Here is a 21,215-nt window from a genome sequence, read left to right as displayed (position 1 = left end):
TCAAACCATGAATAAGCGCCCCGGATCGGGCGCTTATTTTTTTGCGTTGCTGTGCGTAATGATCAGGGCAGGTCGTAGGTCACGATGACCTGATTCATTTCACCCTGCGCCGGTGGTCCCAGCGGGCCGCTTCCTTTGACCCTATAGTGCAGCGTGAACGGCCGGGCGGCATCTTTGCCATTGAAGGCCACGGTGCTGCCGCTGGCGTTGTTGGTCACGTTCCAGCAGCGCTGTTGATTGTTCCAGCACAGCACAGCTTCAAATCCCACGGGTTTGCTCGACAGGCCGTAGCGCCACGACACATTGCTGATCGTGCTGCCGGCGGGTACGGGCGCGTTGATCCTGAAGGTGGTTTCGTAGTCGGCATTTTTCGCGAGGATGCTTGCGCCCATGGCGTCGGATACGTAGGAACCGCTGGCACGACGTTGCGCTGCAGGGGCGGGAGGCGTGGGCGCCGAGACCGGTGCGACCGGTTTCACGGCTGTCGTCGCAGTGGAAAAATCGCCGATCAGCGGTGTGGGCGGTGTGCCGGCCGGTTGTACGCTGAGGGTGCGATCAACGCGCGTCTGAGCCGACGCGGTGCTGTTGCTCAGGCAAGCACTCCAGCAGGCCATTGTCAGCATCAGGGCCGCTCGGCCGTGGCGTCGCACTCCCATCGTCCGGCTTATTTGCGCGGATGCGCGCTGCGTGGCGGCTGAGGAAAAATCATCTGCACCACCAGACCACCGCCTTCGCGATTGCGCAAGTGCAGTTTGCCATTATGGCGGATCACGATCCGGTTCACGATGGCCAGTCCGAGGCCGGAGCCGTTGGCCTGGCCGCGTGCGGTATCGAGGCGCGTGAAAGGGCGCAGCAGGCGTTCCAGTTCGCTTTCCGGTGCACCGGCGCCGTGATCGGCGATCTCAACTTTCACGTTATGGCCGTCCAGTTTGCACAGGATGTCGATATCCGCGACCTCGGTATCGGGCGTCTTGCCGTAGCGGCGCGCGTTCTCGATCAGGTTGCCGATCGTGCGTTCGAGTTCGACTGTGTTGCCCATGATTTCCACGCCCGGCATGATCGCGGTCGTGACACGAACTTCGTTCTGGCGCTTGCTGTGGTTGGCGGCATCTTCCAGCAGGCCGGACAGATCGACCGGTGTGAAGCTGCTGCTGTCGAACGGTTTTGCGTAGTCGAGGAACTGGCCGATGATGGCGTCCATCTGCGCCAGGTCGGAATGCATGCCGTCGCGCGCTTCGTCGGACAGGTGGGCCATTTCGACCTCCAGCTGCATGCGCGCCAGCGGTGTGCGCAAGTCATGCGAAATGCCGGCAAGGATCACGGCGCGATCGGATTCGATGCGGTTGAGGTCGTCGACCATCTGGTTGAAACTGCCGTTGGCTTCCCTGATTTCGGTCGGCCCGGATTCGGGCAGCGGATCCGGTTGCTTGCCCTTGGCGATGGCGCGTGCGGCGGCTGTCAGTCGCGCCAGCGGCTGGTTGATCAGCGTCGAGATGAACACCGCGCCGATCAGCGACAGTACCAGCGCAATCGAAGCCCATCCCAGCCATTGCAGGCTGGAGGTGCGATCGAGACGGCCGCGGTCAAGCATCAGCCAGTATTGGTCTTCGTCGATCTTGAAGCTGATCCAGAAACCGTCGACATCGTTGACGCTCGACGAAAATTGCGTGTCGTCGCCCATGGATTGCTTGACGTAGTATTCCAGCTCGGGAAGGACCGGCGAGTCGTCGGGCGGAGCGATCTTGTCCGACTTTTCCAGCGGATAGATGCGGATGCCTTCGTTGCTGGCCAGGTCGAACAAGAGTTCGCGGCGCATCTCCGGCGCCGAATGCGTCAGCGCGGCGCGGGTGATCGTGACCACGGAAACGATTTGCGCGGCCAGCTGTTCAGCACGCGGGCCGCGCTCGACCATGCGAAAGCTCGCCACCCACGCCACCATGCTGGCGGTGATCAGGAAGGTCAGCAAAAAGAAGGTGCGCCAGAACAGTCCATTGCTGAACCATCGTTGGCGCGCTTGATCGCTCATAGTGTGAATCCCGGTGGACGGGTTCGAAGAATCCGACAGGCTGGGCAAGCGCATCAGCGCGGTTTGCCCTCAGGGATGAAGACGTAGCCGAGGCCCCACACGGTCTGGATGTACAGCGGATTGGCCGGATCGGGTTCGATCAGTTTGCGCAGACGCGAGATCTGCACGTCGAGGCTGCGGTCGAATACTTCATATTCGCGGCCGCGCGCCATTTCCATCAGCTTTTCGCGCGACAACGGCTGGCGGGCATTGCGGGCAAAGACTTTGAGCACCGAAAACTCGCCGGTCGTCAGCGGCACGGTTTCGCCTTTTTTCTTCAGCGTACGTGTGCCCAGATCGAGGACGAATTCGCCGAACTCGAAAGACTCCGGCGACTCTGAAGGCGCACCCGGCAATTCGTCCGGGCCTTTGCGGCGCAGCACGGCATTGATGCGCGCCACCAGCTCGCGCGGGTTGAATGGCTTCGGCAGGTAATCGTCGGCGCCCATTTCGAGACCGATGATGCGATCCACGTCTTCGCCCTTTGCAGTGAGCATGATGATCGGCGTCTGATCGCCGGCGCCGCGCAAACGGCGGCAGATCGCCAGGCCGTCTTCGCCGGGCAGCATCAGATCCAGCACCAGCAGATCGTAGCGTTCGCGGATCCAGAGTTTGTTCATCGCCTGCGCATTCTCTGCCGTGACCACGTTGAAACCCTGTTCGGTCAGATAGCGGCGCAGCAGGTCACGCAGACGGATGTCGTCGTCCACCACCAGAACTTTGGATTGGTGGGCCGGAGTAGCGGGGGAGCTTGTGTTGGTCGTATTCATGGCGTTATGGTAGCGTCTTCACAGAGATCGGCAACATGTAAGCAGCCAAAGATTACAAACTGTTACATACCTTACCTTAATCATCTTATACCATCCGGCCAAGCAACCTACACTGGGTACATCGATGAATGCACTTTGTCGTTGGTCCAAAATGTGGAAAAATGCCGTTATGGATATTGCAGTTTTAAAAAAACTTGGTGTTGCTGCAGCGTTTGTGTTGCTCGGTGCTACCGCCGCGTTTGCGCGTCCTCCCGAACCCGGGCGCGGGATGCCGAACCAGCCTGGCGATTTTCGCCATCAGGGCGGAAACGGTTTTGGCAACGGCGGCGGACGCCCGCCGCCTGAGCAGGACGCCAACCAGCGTCGCGGTAAATTGAGTCCCGATGAGCGTCGCGAACTGCGGCGCCAGATTGATGAAGCAGGACAGGACATCTACCGCGTCAAACGCTGAGCTTCGTCAGATTTCACTTCCCTGAATACTAAAAACCCGGACTTAATCGTCCGGGTTTTTTATTTGCCGGCGCTCACTGGTGCGCGCGTTCCAGGCGACGCTCCAGTCGATGCTGCAAGGCTTCGAAGCAGATGCTGAGGAACCAGTAGACCATGGCTGCCGCGATATACAGCGGCAAGGGACGGAAGGTCACCGCAATGATTTCCTTGGTCGACAACATCAATTCCGTGACGGTGATGACGGACACCAGAGAGGTATCCTTGATCAGGCTGATCAGCGTATTGCTCATCGACGGCACCGCGATGCGGATGGCTTGCGGCACCACGATATGGCGCAAGGTCTGAATGTACGTCAGGCCGAGGCTGTAGCTGGCGCTCCATTGGCCTTTGCCGACGCCGAGGATGGCGCCGCGCAGGCTTTCCGACAAGTAGGCGCTGGCGTTCAGGCTCAGGGTCAGCACGCCCGCCATCAGCGGCGAGAACTCGATGCCGACGCTGGGCAGGCCGTAGTAGACGACGAAAATTTGCACCAGCAGCGGGGTGCCGCGCATCAGGCTGACGTAGACGGCCGCCGGCCAATGGACGAACTTCCACGGCACGATGCGTGCGACCGCCAGCACAAATCCCAATACCAGGCCGCCGACCATCGATGCCAAGGCGAACAGCAGCGTGTAGCCCGTGCCCTTGAGCATGATCGGCGCTGCCTGATGCAGCAAATCCCAAATTTCCATTTTTCGTCGACGCAATAAAAATATCCCCGCATTGTTGCGGGGATATCGGTTTCAAGAGAACTCGGTGGCTTACTCAGTGGCCTATTGTGCGGCTGGCGGCTTGCTTACGTCAATGCCGAACCACTTGATCGACGCCTGCTTGAAGCTGCCGTCCTTCTGGATATCGGCCAGCGCCTTGTTCAAGGCCGCCTTGAATTGCGGGTTGCCCTTTTGGAAAGGAATACCGATCTTGTCGACGGTGCCGATCGGCGAGCCGCCCTTGAGCGGAAGGTTTGCAGACTTCAGCAGGTAGCTGACCAGCAGGCTGTCGTTCAGTGCCGCGTCGATGCGGCCGCTGGCCAGATCGGCCAGGTATTCAGGCGAACCGGGATAGGTCTTGACGTCGATGCCGGGAACGCTCTTGGCTTTTTGTTCGAAGTTGGTACCCTGGCCCAGCCCCAGCTTCTTGCCCTTCAGGTCTTCCAGGCTGTTGAACTGGCGCTTTTCGTCCTTGCGCACGATCAGCTGCGCGCTCGACAGGGTGTACGGATCGGAGAAGTCGAACGCCTTCTGACGTTCGTCGGTGATGCCGACCTGATTGATGATGACGTCATACTTGCCGGCGCCCAGGCCCGCCAGGATGCCGCTCCATTCCGTCGTGGTGAATTCGGGCTTCAGGCCCAGCTTGGCTGCCAGCAACTTGGCGACGTCGACTTCAAAGCCGGTCAGTTCGCTGGTCTTGGGATCCTTGAAGTTGAATGGCGGATAGTTGCCTTCCAGGGCGACTTTCAGCGTGCCGCGCGCCTTGACGGTATCCAGCAGGTCGGCAGCGTGTGCACCGACGGTCGCGCCAACCAGCAGCAGGCCGGCCAGCAACGGGGACAGTTTGCGGAGTGTTTTGGATGTCATGTCTGTTCCTTTGACGATAATTATATTGATCGGTGGAAATCCGATATGCGAGCAGCTTAATCGTTTTGCAAGCTAAGACCAAAGACATCTATGTAAGAAGTTTATATGGCGAGACTGGAGAAAAGACGATCTGGCGTTGTTGCATCTCCTTGCCGTACTAGCGTACTGTCTGCGTCGATGCCCTTGCAGGGCGCATCCACGCATGCATGCGTGGACCGTTGCGCAGGCGTACAGCAGGCTGTGCGAATTCCCTGCTACACCCTAGCCGGCTCGCCTTTTCTCCAGCCTCTTGACGCTGAGCATTGAAAACATCAAGCCTGCAACTGCTCCAAGGCTTCCTGCTGACCCAGCCAGTCTTCCTCCAGTTGCTCCAGTTCCTTGGTGCAATAGGCCTGGTCGGTGATCAGTTTCTTCAGCTCTTCCTTGTTGGCGGCGTCGTAGATGGTCGGATCGGCCAGGCGAGCGTCGATGACGGCCTTCTTTTCGTTGCATTTGGCGATCTGTTCTTCCAGTCGCTTGATGCGGGATTCGATCGGTTTCTTCAACCCGGCCAGGCGTTGGCGTTCTTCGGCGTCAAGGCGCTTTTGTTCGCGGCGGTCGCCGACCGCTACCACGGCAGCGGTCGCGGCAACCGGTTCGGGCGCTTTCTTTTCGACCTTTTGTTCCGCTTTCGGCTTGGCAGCTGCAGCCTGGGCTGCTTCCGCCGCACTGTTCTTGGCCGCCAGCTTGGTCTTGAACAGCCAGTCGCGGTAATCGTCGAGGTCGCCGTCGAAGGGCTGCAGCTTGCCGTCGGCGACGATCAGGAATTGGTCGGTGGTGGCGCGCAGCAGATGGCGATCATGGGATACGAGAACGAGCGTGCCTTCGAACTGCGCCAGCGCCATGGTCAGCGCTTCGCGGGTTTCCAGGTCCAGATGGTTGGTCGGTTCATCGAGCAGCAACAGGTTGGGGCGTTGCCAGACGATCAGCGCCAGCGCCAGACGGGCTTTTTCGCCGCCCGAAAACGGCGCGATGCTGGACGACGCCATGGTGCCGTTGAAGTTGAAGCTGCCGAGAAAGTTGCGCAGTTCCTGCTCGCGCACATCCGGCGCGATGCGCGCCAGATGCCACAGCGGCGACTCGTCGTGACGCAGCATTTCGACCTGATGCTGGGCGAAGTAGCCGATCACCAGCCCCTTGCCGAATTGCGCTGTGCCGGCGATCGGGTCAAGTTCGTTGGCGATGGTTTTGATCAGCGTCGATTTACCGGCGCCGTTGACGCCGAGCAGGCCGATGCGCTGGCCGGTCTGCAGCGAAAAATCGATGCCGCCGACGATGATTTTTTCGCTGATGGCATACGTCTCGGGATCTTCAATGCGATAACCGGCATTGACCTTCTCCATGACCAGCAGCGGATTCGGTGCCGACAAGGGTTCGCGGAACTCGAATGAAAACTCCGCCGCCGCGCGCAGCGGCGCCAGCTCTTCCATCTTCGCCAGCGCCTTCATGCGGCTCTGCGCCTGTCTGGCCTTGCTGGCCTTGGCCTTGAAGCGATCGATGAAGGAATGCAAATGGGCGCGCTGGCGCATCTGCTTCTCGATCATGCCGGCCGCCAGTTCCAGCTGCGCCGCGCGCTGGCGTTCGAATGCGGAGTAATTGCCGGAATAGCGTTTCAGCTTGCGGTCGTCGATATGCACGATCACGTTGACCACGCCGTCGAGGAAGTCGCGATCATGGGAAATGATGATCAGCGTGCCGGCATAGCGCTTGAGCCAGTCTTCCAGCCAGATGATGGCGTCCAGATCCAGGTGATTGGTCGGTTCGTCAAGCAGCAGCAAATCGGACGGGCACATCAGCGCCTGCGCCAGATTCAGGCGCATGCGCCAGCCGCCGGAGAAGCTCGCGACCGGGCGCTCCATTTGTTCCAGCGTGAAGCCCAGGCCGATCAGCAGCTGCTCGGCGCGCGAGCGCACCGTGTAGACGTCGGCGTCGGCCAGCGCGCCATACAGTTCTGCGATGTGGGTGCCGTTTTCGGCGCTTTCCGGCTCGGCTTCGGCCGCTGCCAGTTGCGCTTCCAGGCGACGCAGGGTGACGTCGCCGTCGATCGCGTATTCCACGGCGGGGCGGTCAAGCGCAGGGGTTTCCTGGGCGACGTAGGCGACGCGCCATTTCGTTGGATAGTCGATGTTGCCCTGGTCGGCATGCAGTTCGCCGCGCAGCATGGCGAACAGGCTGGATTTGCCGGCGCCATTGGCGCCGATGAGGCCGATCTTGTCGCCCGGGTTGAGCGTAAGGTCGACATTCTCCAGCAGCGGCTTGACGCCGCGGGCCAGGGAAACTTGCTGAAAACGAATCATCGTGGAACTGCAATCAAAGAAGAAAAATCAGGTTAAAACGAAACAGGAGCGAAACATAAGCAATACAGAAACGAGGCCGGCAATTACGCCAGATGCTGCAACTGATCCGCTGTCAGCAGGAACACCATGTCGTCGCCGGCGCTGGTCGAGACCCAGGTCAGTTCCAGATCAGGGAAGGCTGCTTCGGCGTAGGCGCGCTCGTTGCCGATTTCGACGATCAGCACGCCGTTCGGCGTCAGGCGTTGGGCGGCGCCCTTGACGATCTTGCGCACCAGGTCCATGCCGTCCTTGCCGCCGGCCAGCGCGATTTGCGGCTCCTGCAGGTATTCCTTCGGCAGCTTGCTCATCGAATCCGAATTGACGTACGGCGGATTGCTGATGATCAGGTCGTACTTGCGTGCCGGCAGCTTGGTGTACAAATCCGACTCGACCAGGTTGATGCGGCCGCCCAGTTCGTAATCGTCGACATTGCGGCGCGCCACTTGCAGCGCTTCCGCCGAGATGTCGACGGCGTCGACATGCGCCTGCGGGAAGGCATCGGCCAGCAAGACCGGCAGGCAGCCGGAACCGGTGCACACGTCGAGGATGTTGGCGACTTGCGCCGGATCCTGCACCCATGGCGAAAAGTGTTCCGGAATCAGTTCTGCGATGAAGGAACGCGGCACGATCACGCGCTCATCGACGAAGAAACGATAGCCGCCCAGCCAGGCTTCGTTGGTGATGTAGGCGGCGGGGACGCGGTCTTCCGTGCGGCGCATGATCACGCGCAGCAAGTTGTCGATCTCGCCTTGCAGCAGGCGCGCATCGAGGAAAGGTTCCAGTTGATCCAGCGGCAGCTTGAGCGTGTGCAGGATCAGATAGGCGGCTTCGTCGAAGGCATTGTTGGTGCCGTGGCCGAAGAACAGCTTCTCGGTATTGAAGCTCGTGATGGCATAGCGCAGGATGTCGCGCACGGTAGCGAAATTGTTTGGTGTCATGATCGATATTCTCGGTCTGTACATGGATAAGGTCCTGCCAGGGTTTGGTTTGCTGCTGTTGATCAAGGTCTACAGCAACAGGTTTTCCATGGTGCGGCGATAAATGTTTTTCAGCGGATCGATGTAGCGTACTTCGATGTATTCGTCGATCTTGTGGATGCTGTCGTTCGGCGGTCCGAACTCGATCACCTGCGGGCAGATCTGCGCAATGAAGCGGCCGTCGGAAGTGCCGCCGGTGGTCGACAGCTCGGTGTCGAGGCCGGTTTCGGCCTTGATCGCCGACGACAAGGCATCGCTCAGGTTGCCGCGCGGCGTCAGGAAAGGACGGCCGCCGACGGTCCATTTCAGGTCATAGTCAAAGCCGTGTTTATCGAGAATGGCGTGCACGCGTTGCTGCAAACCTTCCACCGTGCTGGCGGTCGAGAAGCGGAAATTGAAATCGATCACGACTTCGCCCGGGATCACGTTCGATGCGCCGGTGCCGCCATGGATGTTCGACATTTGCCACGAGGTCGGCAGGTAGTACTCGTTGCCCGCATCCCATTGCTCGGCAACCAGCTCGGCCAGTGCGGGCGCCGCCAGGTGGATGGGATTCTTCGCCAGTTGCGGATAGGCGATGTGCCCTTGGATGCCCTTGACCGTCAGCTTGCCGGACATGGTGCCGCGGCGGCCGTTCTTGATCATGTCGCCGAGTTGTTTGGCGGAGGTCGGTTCGCCGACGATGCAGTAGTCGAGCTGTTCGCCGCGCGCCTTGAGCTTGTCGCAGACGATCACGGTGCCGTCAGTCGCCGGACCTTCTTCGTCGCTGGTGATCAGGAAACCGATCGAACCCTTGTGGTCGGGATGCGCGGCGACAAATTCTTCGACCGCGACCACCATCGCCGCAATCGAGGTCTTCATGTCGGACGCGCCGCGGCCGAACAGCTTGCCGTCGCGTTGGGTCGGCACGAACGGCGGCGATTGCCATTTGTCGACCGGGCCGGTCGGCACCACGTCGGTGTGTCCGGCAAACGCCAGCAGCGGCTGCGCCGTACCCTTGCGCGCCCACAGGTTGGTGACGTCGCCGGACTGTATGGTTTCGCAGACGAAACCGAGCGGCGCCAGCAGTTCAGCCAGGCGCGCCTGGCAGCCTTTGTCTTCCGGCGTCACGGAGGAGAGGGCGATCAGTTCCTGGGTCAGGGCAAGGGTTTTGCTCATGATGAATTCGTGCAATCAGTTCTTGAAAATCTGTTGATAAAGGTCTGCAGTAAAGCCGACATGCGTAGGCTGGCCGCTGGTGTGCAGCACCGGACGTTTGACGATGGACGGCATCTCCACGATCAGCGCCGTGGCGCTGGCGTTGTCGGTAATGCCGGCCTTGCGCTCGTCGGACAGGGCGCGCCAGGTCGTGCCTTTGCGATTGACCAGCGTATCCCAGGGGATATCCTTGAGCCAGGTTTTGACCAGGCCGGCGTCGAGGCCGGCCTTCTTGAAATCGTGGAAGGTGTACGCGACGCCGTTGGCATCGAGCCAGGTGCGCGCCTTCTTGACCGTGTCGCAGTTGGGAATGCCGTAGAGAGTGACTTGCGTGCTCATGAAATCAACATCCTGTCTTACAAAAAGTGAAGGCCGGCGTCATGCCATGCCGGCCGTGTTTCTGATCTTGCTGCAAACAACATTGCCGGCGCAGGCCGGCAATGCATGAGGCGGATTACGCGCCGCGCAGCAGTTCGTTGATCGAAGTCTTCGAACGGGTTTGCGCGTCCACCTTCTTGACGATGATCGCGGCGTACAGGCTGTACTTGCCGTCTTTCGACGGCAGGTTGCCCGGCACCACGACGGAGCCGGCAGGCACGCGGCCGTAATGCACTTCGCCGGTTTCGCGATCGTAAATCTTGGTCGATTGACCGATGTACACGCCCATCGACAGCACCGAGTTTTCTTCGATGATCACGCCTTCGACGACTTCCGAACGGGCGCCGATGAAGCAGTTGTCTTCGATGATGACCGGACCGGCTTGCACCGGCTCCAGCACGCCGCCGATGCCGACGCCGCCGGACAGGTGGACGTTCTTGCCGATCTGTGCGGCGGAACCGACGGTGGCCCAGGTGTCGACCATGGCGCCTTCATCGACGTAAGCGCCGATGTTGACGTAGGACGGCATCAGCACCACGTTCTTGCCGATGAAGGAGCCGTGACGGGCAACTGCCGGCGGCACCACGCGGAAACCGCCCTTGGCGAAATCTTCAGCGGTGTAGTTGGCGAACTTGGTCGGCACCTTGTCGTAGAACTGCGGATAGCCGGGGATGCCGGAACTGACCGGCACGTTGTCTTCGAGGCGGAACGACAGCAGGATGGCTTTCTTGACCCATTGGTTGACCTGCCATTGGCCGACGCTTTGGCGATCCGCCACGCGCAGGGTGCCTTCGTTCAGGCCGACGATGACTTCCGCCACGGCGTTACGGATGTCGGCAGGAGCGGTCTTCGGCGACAGGCTGGCGCGGTCTTCCCACGCCTGATCGATGATTTGCTGGATGGATTGTGTCATCTTGTTTTATCTAGGTTGAAAATGAATAAAAACCGGGCCGTCGTTTCTTTGATGCTGGAATGCTCGATGGAAACTGCGCCCGGGATGGCTGAGGTGCTGAAAACGTTATGCGGCCGCCAGTTTGCGTGTGAAAGCGACAATGCGTTGTGCCGCCTCCAGGCATTCTTCCACTTCGGCGACCAGCGCCATGCGTATGCGTTGCTGGCCCGGATTGACGCCGTTGGCTTCGCGCGCCAGATAACTGCCGGGCAATACCGTGACATTATATTCGGCATAGAGGCGCTTGGCGTATTCCGTGTCGGTGATTGAGGTCAGTTTGTCGACCTTGGCCCACAGGTAGAAGCTGGCGTCCGGCAAGGAGACATCCAGCACTTCCTGCAGCAGGGGTGTTACCTGGCTGAATTTCTTGATGTATTTGGCGCGGTTTTCCTGCACGTGGGTCTCATCGTTCCAGGCGGCAATCGACGCATTCTGAATCGACGGGCTCATGGCGCCGCCATGGTAAGTGCGGTACAGCAAGAACTTCTTCAGGATCGCCGCGTCGCCGGCGACGAAGCCCGAACGCATGCCCGGCACGTTGGAGCGCTTCGACAGGCTGGAGAAGGCGATCAGGCGGTCGTAGCCGCGGCCCAGCTTGTGCGCAGCTTCCAGGCCGCCCAGCGGTGCTTCTTCCTTGAAATAGATCTCCGAATAACACTCGTCGGAAGCGATCACGAAGCCGTAACGGTCGGACAGGTCGAACAGCTTCTTCCAATCTTCCAGCGACAGCACGGCGCCGGTCGGATTGCCCGGCGAACACAGGAAGACCAGTTTCACGCGCGGCCAGATATCGTCCGGCACGGTGCTGAAATCGGGCGCGAAGTTGCGCGCCGGGTCCGAATTGACGAAATAAGGTTGCGCGCCCGACAAATAAGCCGAGCCTTCATAGATTTGGTAGAACGGATTCGGGCAGATCACCAGCGCGTCTTTTTGCGAGGGATCGATGACGGTCTGCGTCAGCGAGAAGAGCGCTTCGCGTGAGCCGTTGACCGGCAGCACCTGCGTGGCCGGATCGATTTTCGGCAAGCCGTAGCGGCGCTCCAGCCAGCCGGCGATGGCGCCGCGCAGGGCTTCCGAGCCTATCGTGCTGGGATAGCTGGCCAGGCCGGCGAGGTTGTCGGTCAGCGCTTGCTTGATGAAAGCGGGCGTCGGATGTTTCGGTTCGCCGATGCCCAGGCTGATGTGCCGGTAGTCGGGATTCGGTGTGACGTCGGAAAACAGATGTTTCAGTTTTTCGAAGGGATAGGGCTGCAGCTTGTCGAGTAATGGATTCACGGAGGAGCGTAGCGAGAGAGGGATAGGGCGACATTATACTGATTGTTGCGGCGAGAATGCGGACCGGGCCGGCTGTCTCCGGCGCGATGCATGTCTATTTTGACAAGGTATCGGAAATTGGCCATGATGAAGCCATCAAAAAACGATTAAAAATAAAAGGAATTGATACACGGGATTGATGCACGGGATTGATACACGGCAACGACAGGTCTGCGCCGGGATTCAATGGGGGAATGCAGGGTTTTGACTCCGTTCGTCCTTGTCCGCGCCTATTCGCGTCCGGGTGATTTTTTGCGCATCAGTAATGCACTGACTAAAAAAGTGCATTCATGCAGTTGTCCATAAAAAAATCAAGGGGGTCAGAACATGCGCTACTTCGCGATAGTCCCGAAAATATGGTGTGGAATTGCAGCGATGGTCTTTGCCGTGCAGGCTGTCGCGGCGGACGACAACTCGCAAACCGTCCTCATCGGCTTCGCCGCACCGCTTTCCGGCAACTATGCGCCGGCAGGAAAGGGCATGGAGAATGCCGCCCAACTCGCGATCGATGAAGCCAATGCACGCCGTCTCAAAATCAATAACAAGACCATTGTCTTCAAGCTGTTGCCGCAAGACGATCGCGGCGACCCGCGCACGGCGGCGCTGATCGCCGATTATCTGGTGAAGTCGGGCGTCGTGGGCGTGATCGGGCACTGGAACACCAGCGCCAGCATCGCCGCATCAAGCCTGTATCATGCCGCGGGAATCCCTCAGATCGCCCCCGGTTCGACCGGGCATGCTTATACGCAGGCCGGCTATATCAACAGCTTTCGGATCATCGGACATGATGATGAAGGGAGCATTCACGCCGCCAGCTATGCCATGCAGACGCTGGGCGCCAAACGCATCGCAGTCATCGATGACGACACTGTTTTTGGGCGCGACCTTGCCAATCAGTTCGTCAAAGCCTTGCAGAAAAATGGCCGGGACATTGTCGCCAGGGAAGTGGTGTCGAGCAAGACGTCGGATTTCAATGCGGCATTAAACAATATCAAGAACCAGCAAAACGTCGATCTCATTTTTTTCGGCGGGCTGGGCGCGCAGACTGCAGTGCTGGCGCGTAGCATGAAGCGGCAAGGCATAGCGGCGAAACTGCTGACGGGAGGCGGCACCGTCGGACCTGTATTTTTGCAACTCGTCGGCGACGACGGCGATAACACGTTCGGATTGTCGCCCGGGAAAGATACGGAAAAAATGCGCGGCTGGAAGTCTTTCGAGAAAAATTACAAAGCCAGATTCCAGGGTGAGATCGGGTTTTCCGCACCCTTCGCCTACGATGCAACAGGCGTCCTGATTGCCGCAATCAAACAAGCCAACTCGTTGGAGCCGGCGAAAATAGTGGCGGCGCTGCACACCATCAAATACCCGGGGCTAAGCACGACAATTTCATTCGATGCCCTGGGCAATTTGATCAATCCTTTCTACACGATGTATCGCGCAGAACAGAAAAAATGGGTGCCTGTCCAGACCTTCGGTAAAGAATGATTGAACACACGGATCTGTTGGGGCCGAGTCGTCGTTGAACGCTGAAGGCCGGCGATGCCGATGCATCGCGCACAGGGATTCACTCAGTGTTCAAGCTGCGCTGGAAAGCTTGCATGACATGCACCACAAGGGGGCGATAGTGGGGGCGGTGCTCATGCCAGGGGCGTCGTTCTTTTCAAATGCTGCAATCGCACGAAGTAAACCGCCTTGTTCTCCGGATACCTTTGCCGTGAAGTAAGTTAGTGTTGACGGTTCAAAAATAAATCTCCCCCTGATACTGCATACTGAACGGAGTTGTAACAATGAAAACATTAAAGGCAAAGCTGTTGCTGGCCTTGGTCGTCATGTGGATAGGCCTGCTGGTGCTGGCCGCATGGTCGGCGCTCAATACCCGCCAAAACATGATCCATGAGCGCGAAGCCGGCCTGAAGCGCGTGGTCGAAACCGCTGAGGGCATCCTCAAGAGTTATGCCGCGGAAGTCGCTGCCGGCAATACGACGGTCGAGGACGCCAAGAAACATGCGTTGGCGCGGATCTCCGCCATGCGTTACGACAACGACAACTACATTTTCGTCTTCGACTCCAAGCCGGTCGTGCTGATGCACCCGACCAACAAGAGCGTGGTCGGCAAGAATGTCTCCGACCGCAAGGACAGCGACGGCAAGCTCTACTACGTCGAAATGGTCAAGGTCGGCAAGTCGCAGCAGCGCGGCTTCGTCAACTACATGGGCCGTCTGCCGGGCGCCGACGATACCAACCGCACGCAAAAAGTCAGCTACCTGATTTACTACGAACCATGGGATTGGCTGCTGGTGTCGGGCGTGTTCCTCAATGACGTGGAAAGCGACTTTTATCAGAACCTGATGAAGTTGGCCGGCATCCTGATCGTGGTCGGCGTGATCGTTTCGGCGATGATGCTGGCGATCATCCGCAACATCACGCGCAGCCTCGGCGGCGAGCCGGCGTATGCGGTTGAAGTTGCCTCGGGCATCGCCTCCGGCGATCTGACCATGGACATCAAGACGCGTCCGGGCGACAAGCGCAGCCTGCTCTATGAAATGAGCGTCATGCGTGAACGCCTGTCGACGGTGATCAGCGGCATCCGCACCGGCACTGAATCCATCGATACCGGCGCCAAGGAAATTGCGGCCGGCAATCTCGACCTGTCTTCGCGCACCGAGCAGCAAGCGGCGTCGCTGGAAGAAACTGCGTCCAGCATGGAAGAGCTGACCTCGACCGTGAAGCAGAACGCCGACAACGCGCGCCAGGCCGGCCAACTGGCGCATACCGCTTCCGACATCGCCCGCCGCGGCGGCGAAGTGGTCGGGCAAGTGGTCGACACCATGCAAGGCATCACGGAAAGTTCGCGCAAGATTTCCGACATCATCGGCGTGATCGACGGTATTGCTTTCCAGACCAATATTCTGGCGCTGAACGCAGCGGTCGAAGCGGCGCGCGCCGGCGAACAGGGGCGCGGTTTTGCCGTCGTCGCATCTGAAGTGCGCAGTCTGGCGCAACGCAGCGCGCAAGCGGCGAAAGAGATCAAGGACCTGATCGAAGTGTCCGTCACGCGCGTGGACAGCGGTTCGGAACTGGTGCAGCGCGCCGGCCAGACCATGGGCGAAGTGGTCGATGCGGTGCAGCGCGTGACCGACATCATGGGTGAAATTTCGTCGGCGACCGAAGAGCAAAGCAGCGGCATCGGCCAGGTCAACATGGCGATCACGCAAATGGATCAGACCACGCAGCAGAATGCGGCGCTGGTTGAACAGGCAGCGGCGGCGGCCGGTTCGCTGGAAGAGCAGGCACGCCGACTGAAGGAGGCGGTTGCCTTTTTCCAGGCAAGTGAGGTCGCGCCGGCAGCGCCGGCGTTTGCCGCTCGTCCGGCGGCGAACGCGGTCAAGCCTGCCGCTAAGCTTGCTGCCGCAGCCGCAGCTCGCAAGCCTGTGACAGCGTCAGCTCCGGCGCCGGCACGCAAGGCGGCTCCGGTTCGTGCATTGCCTTCCGCGAACGCGAAACCGGCAGCGCCGAAGTCGCCGGCTGGCGATGATGGCGATTGGGAAACATTCTGATCGCTTAGAAGCCGGACTTGCATTGTCTGCAGGCAGACTTCAGCGGCGGGCCCAAGCGGCTTGTCTGAGCAATCAGGCAAGCCGTTTTGCATTTGTCGCCATTGCCTCGCTGCTTTTCGCCCTTTGCCGCTGTCAGGAATGCCGATCGAGATGCGGTTGCGGGCCCTGATTTCAGCGGTTTTCCCTCCCGGAATGTTATGATACCGGGCTATTGCGGGCGAATTTGCCTGCTTCCGTCAAACTCTGTGAAATTGTAGATAACGTGCGCTTAAATTCCATTAAATTGTCAGGATTCAAGTCTTTCGTCGATCCGATGAATTTCCAGGTGCCGGGGCAGTTGGTAGGCGTGGTAGGCCCGAACGGCTGCGGCAAGTCCAACATTATCGATGCGGTGCGCTGGGTGCTGGGCGAGTCCAAGGCCTCCGAGCTGCGCGGCGAATCGATGCAGGACGTCATCTTCAACGGCTCCACCAACCGTAAGCCGGCCGGCCGCGCGTCAGTCGAACTGATCTTCGACAACGCCATGGGCAAGGCCGCAGGTCAATGGGGTCAATACGCAGAAATCGCCGTCAAGCGCACGCTCACGCGCGACGGCACGTCTTCGTATTACATCAACAACCAGGCAGTGCGCCGCCGCGACATTCAGGACATCTTCCTCGGCACCGGCCTCGGCCCGCGCGCTTACGCGATCATCGGCCAGGGCATGATTTCGCGCATCATCGAAGCGCGCCCTGAAGAACTGCGCATTTTCCTGGAAGAAGCCGCCGGCGTATCGAAGTACAAGGAACGCCGCCGCGAAACCGAAAACCGCCTGCACGACACGCGCGAAAATCTGACGCGTCTCGAAGACATCCTGCGCGAACTCAACAGCAATCTGGAAAAGCTGGAGGCGCAGGCGGCCGTCGCCAAGAAATTCAACGAGCTCACCGCCGATCAGGAAGAGAAGCAAAAACTGCTGTGGCTGTTGCGCAAGAACGAAGCCAAGGCCGAGCAGGAAAAATACTTCCGCGAAATCGAGCGCGCGCAGATCGACCTCGAAGAGCAAACTGCCAAACTGCGCCACGTCGAAACCGAGCTGGAACACATGCGCCAGGCACACTACGGCGCCGGCGACCGCTTGCATACGGCGCAAGGTCACTTGTACCAGACCAACTCCGAAATCGGCAGCCTGGAAGCGCAGATCAAGTTCGTCATCGAATCGCGCAGCCGTTTGCAATCGCAACTGAATTCGCTGACGGCGCAACGCGATCAATGGCAGCGCCAGGGCACGCAGCATCAGGACGACCTGGCCGAAGCCGAGATCCAGCTGGAAGAGCAGGGCATGCGCGTCGAGCAGGCGCAGCAAGCCGTGCAGGACGCGACCGACAAGGTGCCGACGCTGGAACAAGCCTGGCGCGAAGCGCAGCTCAAGACCACTGAGTCGCGCGGCAAGATCATGCAGATTCAGCAGCAGATCGAACTGGAGTCGGCGCATCAGCGCAACGCCTCCAACATCCTGTCCGGCCTCACCGTGCGCCGCGAGCGCCTGGTGCAGGAAAAGAACGGCCTCAACATGCCGGACGACGCGCATTTGTCCAATCTCAAGCTGCAACTGGAAGAGAAACAGGCCTCGCTGGAAGAAGCGTCGATGTATCTCGAAGAAGCGCAAGAGCAGTTGCCGAAGCAGGAAGAAGAACGCCGCACCGCGCAAGAGCTGGTCAGCAAGGAAACCACCGAACTGGCGCAACTGGAAGCGCGTCTCTCGGCCCTGAAGCAATTGCAGGAAAGCGTGCAGACGCAAGGCAAGGTTCAGCCCTGGCTGGAAAAGCACGAGCTGGCCAATCTGCCGCGCCTGTGGCAGAAGCTGCACATCGACGCCGGCTGGGAAACCGCGCTGGAATCCGTGCTGCGCGAGCGCATGTCGGCGCTGGAAGTATCGAACCTGGATTGGGCCAAGGCCTTTTTCAACGATGCGCCGCCGGCCAAGCTGGCGCTGTTCGCACCGAATCCGGCCGGCCAGCCTTCCGAACCGGCGCCGAACGGCCTGAAGCCTTTCATCAATCTGCTGCAACTCAACGATCCGGGCCTGCGCACGCTGATGCAGGACTGGCTGCACAACATCTTCATCGCCGACGACACCGCCAGCGCTTTCGTCGACCGCAGCAAACTGCCGAACGGCGCCTTGTTCGTGACCAAGCAAGGCCACGTCGTGAGCCAGTCGAGCGTGCGTTTCTACGCCTCCGATTCGGAGCAGGACGGCATGCTGGCGCGCCAGCAGGAAATCGAAAACATCACCAAGCAGCAGCGTGCGCAATACATGCTGGCGGAAGAAGCCAAGTCGCGTGCTGTACGCGCCGATGCGGCCATGACCAACGCCACGCAGCGCCTGCAGGAACTGCGTCAGCGCGCCGCCGGTTTGACTCAGGCTGCACACAGCCTGCAGATCGAAGTGATGAAGCTGTCGGAAGTGCAGGAGCGTTTCAATCAACGCAGCACGCAAATCGTCGCCGACCTCGCCGAAATCGAAGCGCAGGAAACCGAACAGCAGCAAATCAAGACCGAGTCCGAAGCCAAGTTCGAGCAACTCGACATCGAGCTGGCCGAGCTGCAGGAATCGCACGAAAACGGCCAGACCGATTATCTCGGCAAAGAACAACAGCTTAACGATGCCCGCCAGCGCCTGCGCGAGCTGGAACGCGCTGCGCAGGAAACCGAGTTTTCGGAAAAATCCCAGCGCAACAAGATCGACGAACTCAAGCGCAACATCGCCACCGCGCTGGAGCAGGCGGCGCAATTGTTTGCCAGCATGCAACAGGGCAGCCTGGAACTCGAAAGCCTCGACGACCAGGCGGCGCAGGCCGGTCTGCAATCCTTGCTGGACAAGCGCACCGATCAGGAACGTGCGCTGGCCGATGCCCGTCACGAACTCGATCAGTTGTCGCAAAAGCTGCGTCAGCACGAAGAAGCGCGCCTGCAAAACGAACGCAGCCTGCAACCGCAACGCGACCGCATTACCGAACTGCAATTGAAGGAACAGGCTGCACGCCTGAATCAGGAGCAATTCACGGAAGCGCTGGCCAGCACCCAGGCTGACGAGGCGGCGTTGTCGGAGAAGCTGACCGACGACATGCGCCCATCCTATCTGCAAGGCGAAGTGACGCGCCTGACCAATGCGATCGCCGCACTGGGCGCCGTCAACCTGGCCGCGCTGGATGAGCTGGCGACCGCGTCCGAGCGCAAGAATTTCCTCGACGCCCAGCACGCCGACCTGAACGAAGCCATCACCACGCTGCAGGACGCGATCCACAAGATCGATATCGAAACCCGCGGCTTGTTGCAAGATACTTTCGACAAGGTCAACGGCCACTTCGCCGAACTGTTCCCGATCCTGTTCGGCGGCGGCCAGGCCAAGCTGATCATGACCGGCGACGAAATCCTCGATTCCGGCGTGCAGGTCATGGCGCAGCCGCCAGGCAAGAAAAATGCAACGATTCACCTGCTGTCCGGCGGTGAAAAGGCGTTGACCGCGACGGCGTTGGTGTTCTCGATGTTCCAGCTCAATCCGGCGCCGTTCTGCCTGCTGGACGAAGTGGATGCGCCGCTGGACGACGCCAACACCGAGCGCTTCTGCAATATGGTCAAGCGCATGTCGTCGAATACGCAGTTCCTGTTCATCTCGCATAACAAGATCGCGATGGAAATGGCCAATCAGCTCATCGGCGTGACCATGCAGGAGCAGGGCGTCTCGCGTATCGTGGCGGTGGACATGGAAGCGGCAGCCAATTTCACCTCGGAGGTGCAGGCTGCCTGATGTCCGGCGATGACGGCCGGAACGGGGTAGGCAGGGACGCGGCGCAAGTTGGAGTTTTTTCGGCTTGCGCCGGGATGTCGCGGGGCTTGTGCAGCTTGACAAGCCTATAACGGAACACTACCCTAAACGGCTTGTCATACAAGGGCTTTAGCACGACTTGCTAAGCGATTCAGGCAAAGAATAACAAGATGGTAACGACAGCGTTGTACCGGTTTCATTGCAGCACCAGTGCAAATATCTGTCGACTCTCAGGAATCCATAAAGACCAGCTATGACCAGTTTTATCGAACCGAACATGTTTGATCGTATTGATCTGGCGCCTTGCGCCGGTCCAGTGATGAGCCGCGCCGCTGCGCGCGTCACTTTCAAGAATAATTCCAAGGTACATTCGGCATGACAGATCTCCAGACCAGTCTGATCGTCATCGGCGGCGTGATCGTCGTCGGCGTGATCTCCTATAACAAATGGCAAGAGCACAAGACGCGCAAGACCGTCGAGCGCGCGTTTTCGTCGGATCACGACGATGTGCTGATGAATGCCGATGCACAGTCGCAGCCTTTGCCGCCTGCGCAAAAGCCGTATCAGGCGCCCGTGTCGGCAGCGCCCGCCGCAGCGCCCATGCCTGCGGCGGCCCCGCTGCAAACCGCTCCGATGGCGAAATCGCCGGCGTCCATGTATGAGGACGACCGGCTAGAGCCGGAATTGTACGAGCGTCCCAAGCCGGTGCCGAATCCACACAATCCACCGCTGAATCAGCCGGCCGAGCCGCAGTTTTCCGCCTCCGACGACGAGTCGATCGAGCCCTATCTGTCGCTCGATACGCCGGTTGACAGCCATTCCGACTACCCGGCCGATCCGCTGGGCGCGGATGAGCTGGAAGCCGACCTGAGCCATGTCGAGGCTTCGCTCAGCGATTCGACCATGTACGCCGGGGAACCGGCTGCAGAAGCTGCCGCTGCTCAACCGCAACGCGAGCTGCCGGTGGATGAGCTGGTCGACTGCATCATCCCGATCGCGCTCGATTTGTCGGTGCGCGGCGAAAAGATTCTGCCGGGGGTGCAAAACCTGCGCCATGTCGGCAACAAGACAGTGAATTTCGTCGGCCGCACCGTGGACGGCGAATGGGAAGCGATCACCCACGGCAGCGTGTACAACGCCTTGCTGGCCGGCGTGCAGCTGGCCAATCGCAACAATGCGCTGAACGAGCTGGAGTATTCCGAGCTGATCATGCGCTTGCGCGAGTTCACCGATTCCATCGGCGCCGAACCGGAAGTCCCGGACATGATCGACGTGATGAAAACCGCGCAAGCGCTGCATCAGTTCATCATGGACCACGACGTGCAGCTGGGCGTGAACGTGCGCTCCAACGGCGCGCCATGGAACGTCAGCACCTTGCTGGCGGCGCTCACGCGCCAGGGCTTCGACCGCCGCACCGACGGTCACCTGGTGATGCAGGACGGCGAGGGCGAAGTCCTGTTCTCGATGTCGACCAACGCCACCGGCGCGGCAGAAACCACCGATCGCCTGACCTTGTTGCTGGACGTACCGCGCGTCGGTCCGGCCCGCGACGGCTACGGCGCCATGATCGCTTGTGCGCGTTCGCTGGCGATGCGCCTGGGCGGCACCGTCGTGGACGACAGCGACCAGCTGTTGTCGGATGCCGCATTGAGCGACATCGCCGAGCAGGTCAGTGCGTTTTACAGCGCGATGGAGTCGGCCGAGATTCCTGCCGGTTCCAAGCGCGCCATGCGTCTGTTCAGTTAAGCCTGAG

Annotated in this window: 16 protein-coding genes; 5 read left to right on the top strand and 11 right to left on the bottom strand. The window is 59.9% G+C overall.

Features of this window, described 5'->3' with window-relative positions; all coding sequences use genetic code 11:
• Nucleotides 1-62: 62 nt before the first annotated feature.
• The 3 genes from AKL25_RS07905 to ompR are packed head-to-tail and all read right to left on the bottom strand — an operon-like array spanning nucleotide 63 to nucleotide 2,835.
• Nucleotides 63-623: a flagellar protein FlhE gene (locus AKL25_RS07905; protein WP_050477107.1), complete on the bottom strand. Its 561-nt coding sequence runs from the start codon at nucleotides 621-623 to the stop codon at nucleotides 63-65.
• 41 nt (nucleotides 624-664) lie between these two features.
• Nucleotides 665-2,026 (bottom strand): sensor histidine kinase, encoded by a 1,362-nt coding sequence (locus AKL25_RS07900; RefSeq protein WP_050477291.1) that lies wholly within the window; start codon nucleotides 2,024-2,026, stop codon nucleotides 665-667.
• Between the two features lie 53 nt (nucleotides 2,027-2,079).
• The gene (gene ompR, locus AKL25_RS07895; RefSeq protein WP_050477106.1) at nucleotides 2,080-2,835 is read right to left on the bottom strand and encodes an osmolarity response regulator transcription factor OmpR; all 756 of its coding nucleotides are present in this window, start codon (nucleotides 2,833-2,835) and stop codon (nucleotides 2,080-2,082) included.
• A 124-nt stretch (nucleotides 2,836-2,959) separates the two neighbouring features.
• Here ompR and AKL25_RS07890 point away from each other — a divergent pair, with 124 nt between their 5' ends.
• Nucleotides 2,960-3,286, top strand: a complete 327-nt coding sequence (locus AKL25_RS07890; RefSeq protein ID WP_420840705.1) for a hypothetical protein — start codon at nucleotides 2,960-2,962, stop codon at nucleotides 3,284-3,286.
• Nucleotides 3,287-3,359: 73 nt separating this feature from the next.
• On the opposite strand, the gene AKL25_RS07885 is transcribed toward AKL25_RS07890, so the two are convergent.
• The 8 genes from AKL25_RS07885 to dapC form a co-directional block, all read right to left on the bottom strand.
• Nucleotides 3,360-4,016 carry an amino acid ABC transporter permease gene (locus tag AKL25_RS07885; RefSeq protein ID WP_050477104.1) on the bottom strand — a complete coding sequence of 219 codons (657 nt, stop codon included), beginning with the start codon at nucleotides 4,014-4,016 and terminating at the stop codon, nucleotides 3,360-3,362.
• Nucleotides 4,017-4,097: 81 nt separating this feature from the next.
• Nucleotides 4,098-4,904 carry a cystine ABC transporter substrate-binding protein gene (locus AKL25_RS07880; RefSeq protein WP_050477103.1) on the bottom strand — a complete coding sequence of 269 codons (807 nt, stop codon included), beginning with the start codon at nucleotides 4,902-4,904 and terminating at the stop codon, nucleotides 4,098-4,100.
• Between the two features lie 311 nt (nucleotides 4,905-5,215).
• Complete coding sequence (locus tag AKL25_RS07875) at nucleotides 5,216-7,240, bottom strand: ATP-binding cassette domain-containing protein (protein WP_050477102.1); 2,025 nt, start codon at nucleotides 7,238-7,240, stop codon at nucleotides 5,216-5,218.
• Between the two features lie 83 nt (nucleotides 7,241-7,323).
• Nucleotides 7,324-8,217: a 50S ribosomal protein L3 N(5)-glutamine methyltransferase gene (gene prmB / locus AKL25_RS07870; protein ID WP_050477101.1), complete on the bottom strand. Its 894-nt coding sequence runs from the start codon at nucleotides 8,215-8,217 to the stop codon at nucleotides 7,324-7,326.
• A gap of 69 nt (nucleotides 8,218-8,286) precedes the next feature.
• Nucleotides 8,287-9,414: a succinyl-diaminopimelate desuccinylase gene (gene dapE / locus AKL25_RS07865; RefSeq protein ID WP_050477290.1), complete on the bottom strand. Its 1,128-nt coding sequence runs from the start codon at nucleotides 9,412-9,414 to the stop codon at nucleotides 8,287-8,289.
• 15 nt (nucleotides 9,415-9,429) lie between these two features.
• Complete coding sequence (locus AKL25_RS07860) at nucleotides 9,430-9,792, bottom strand: ArsC family reductase (RefSeq protein ID WP_050477100.1); 363 nt, start codon at nucleotides 9,790-9,792, stop codon at nucleotides 9,430-9,432.
• Nucleotides 9,793-9,907: 115 nt separating this feature from the next.
• Complete coding sequence (gene dapD, locus AKL25_RS07855; protein ID WP_050477099.1) at nucleotides 9,908-10,744, bottom strand: 2,3,4,5-tetrahydropyridine-2,6-dicarboxylate N-succinyltransferase; 837 nt, start codon at nucleotides 10,742-10,744, stop codon at nucleotides 9,908-9,910.
• A gap of 105 nt (nucleotides 10,745-10,849) precedes the next feature.
• Nucleotides 10,850-12,058 carry a succinyldiaminopimelate transaminase gene (dapC, locus tag AKL25_RS07850; protein WP_050477098.1) on the bottom strand — a complete coding sequence of 403 codons (1,209 nt, stop codon included), beginning with the start codon at nucleotides 12,056-12,058 and terminating at the stop codon, nucleotides 10,850-10,852.
• 366 nt (nucleotides 12,059-12,424) lie between these two features.
• Between dapC and AKL25_RS07845 the strand changes: the two genes are divergently transcribed.
• From AKL25_RS07845 to AKL25_RS07830, 4 genes are all read left to right on the top strand, one after another.
• The gene (locus tag AKL25_RS07845; RefSeq protein ID WP_240475679.1) at nucleotides 12,425-13,582 is read left to right on the top strand and encodes a branched-chain amino acid ABC transporter substrate-binding protein; all 1,158 of its coding nucleotides are present in this window, start codon (nucleotides 12,425-12,427) and stop codon (nucleotides 13,580-13,582) included.
• Between the two features lie 302 nt (nucleotides 13,583-13,884).
• Nucleotides 13,885-15,654 carry a methyl-accepting chemotaxis protein gene (locus tag AKL25_RS07840; RefSeq protein ID WP_050477096.1) on the top strand — a complete coding sequence of 590 codons (1,770 nt, stop codon included), beginning with the start codon at nucleotides 13,885-13,887 and terminating at the stop codon, nucleotides 15,652-15,654.
• 262 nt (nucleotides 15,655-15,916) lie between these two features.
• Nucleotides 15,917-19,444: a chromosome segregation protein SMC gene (gene smc / locus AKL25_RS07835; protein WP_050477095.1), complete on the top strand. Its 3,528-nt coding sequence runs from the start codon at nucleotides 15,917-15,919 to the stop codon at nucleotides 19,442-19,444.
• Nucleotides 19,445-19,837: 393 nt separating this feature from the next.
• A complete protein-coding gene (locus AKL25_RS07830) occupies nucleotides 19,838-21,208 on the top strand; it encodes a cell division protein ZipA C-terminal FtsZ-binding domain-containing protein (RefSeq protein WP_050477094.1) in 1,371 nt (456 codons plus the stop codon).
• Nucleotides 21,209-21,215: the final 7 nt, after the last annotated feature.

The sequence above is a fragment of the Herbaspirillum rhizosphaerae genome, assembly GCF_001189965.1.
GTDB classification, from domain to species: domain Bacteria; phylum Pseudomonadota; class Gammaproteobacteria; order Burkholderiales; family Burkholderiaceae_D; genus Herbaspirillum; species Herbaspirillum rhizosphaerae.
Note: the sequence above shows the minus strand (reverse complement) of the source record. Positions and strands in the feature narration are given on the sequence as shown.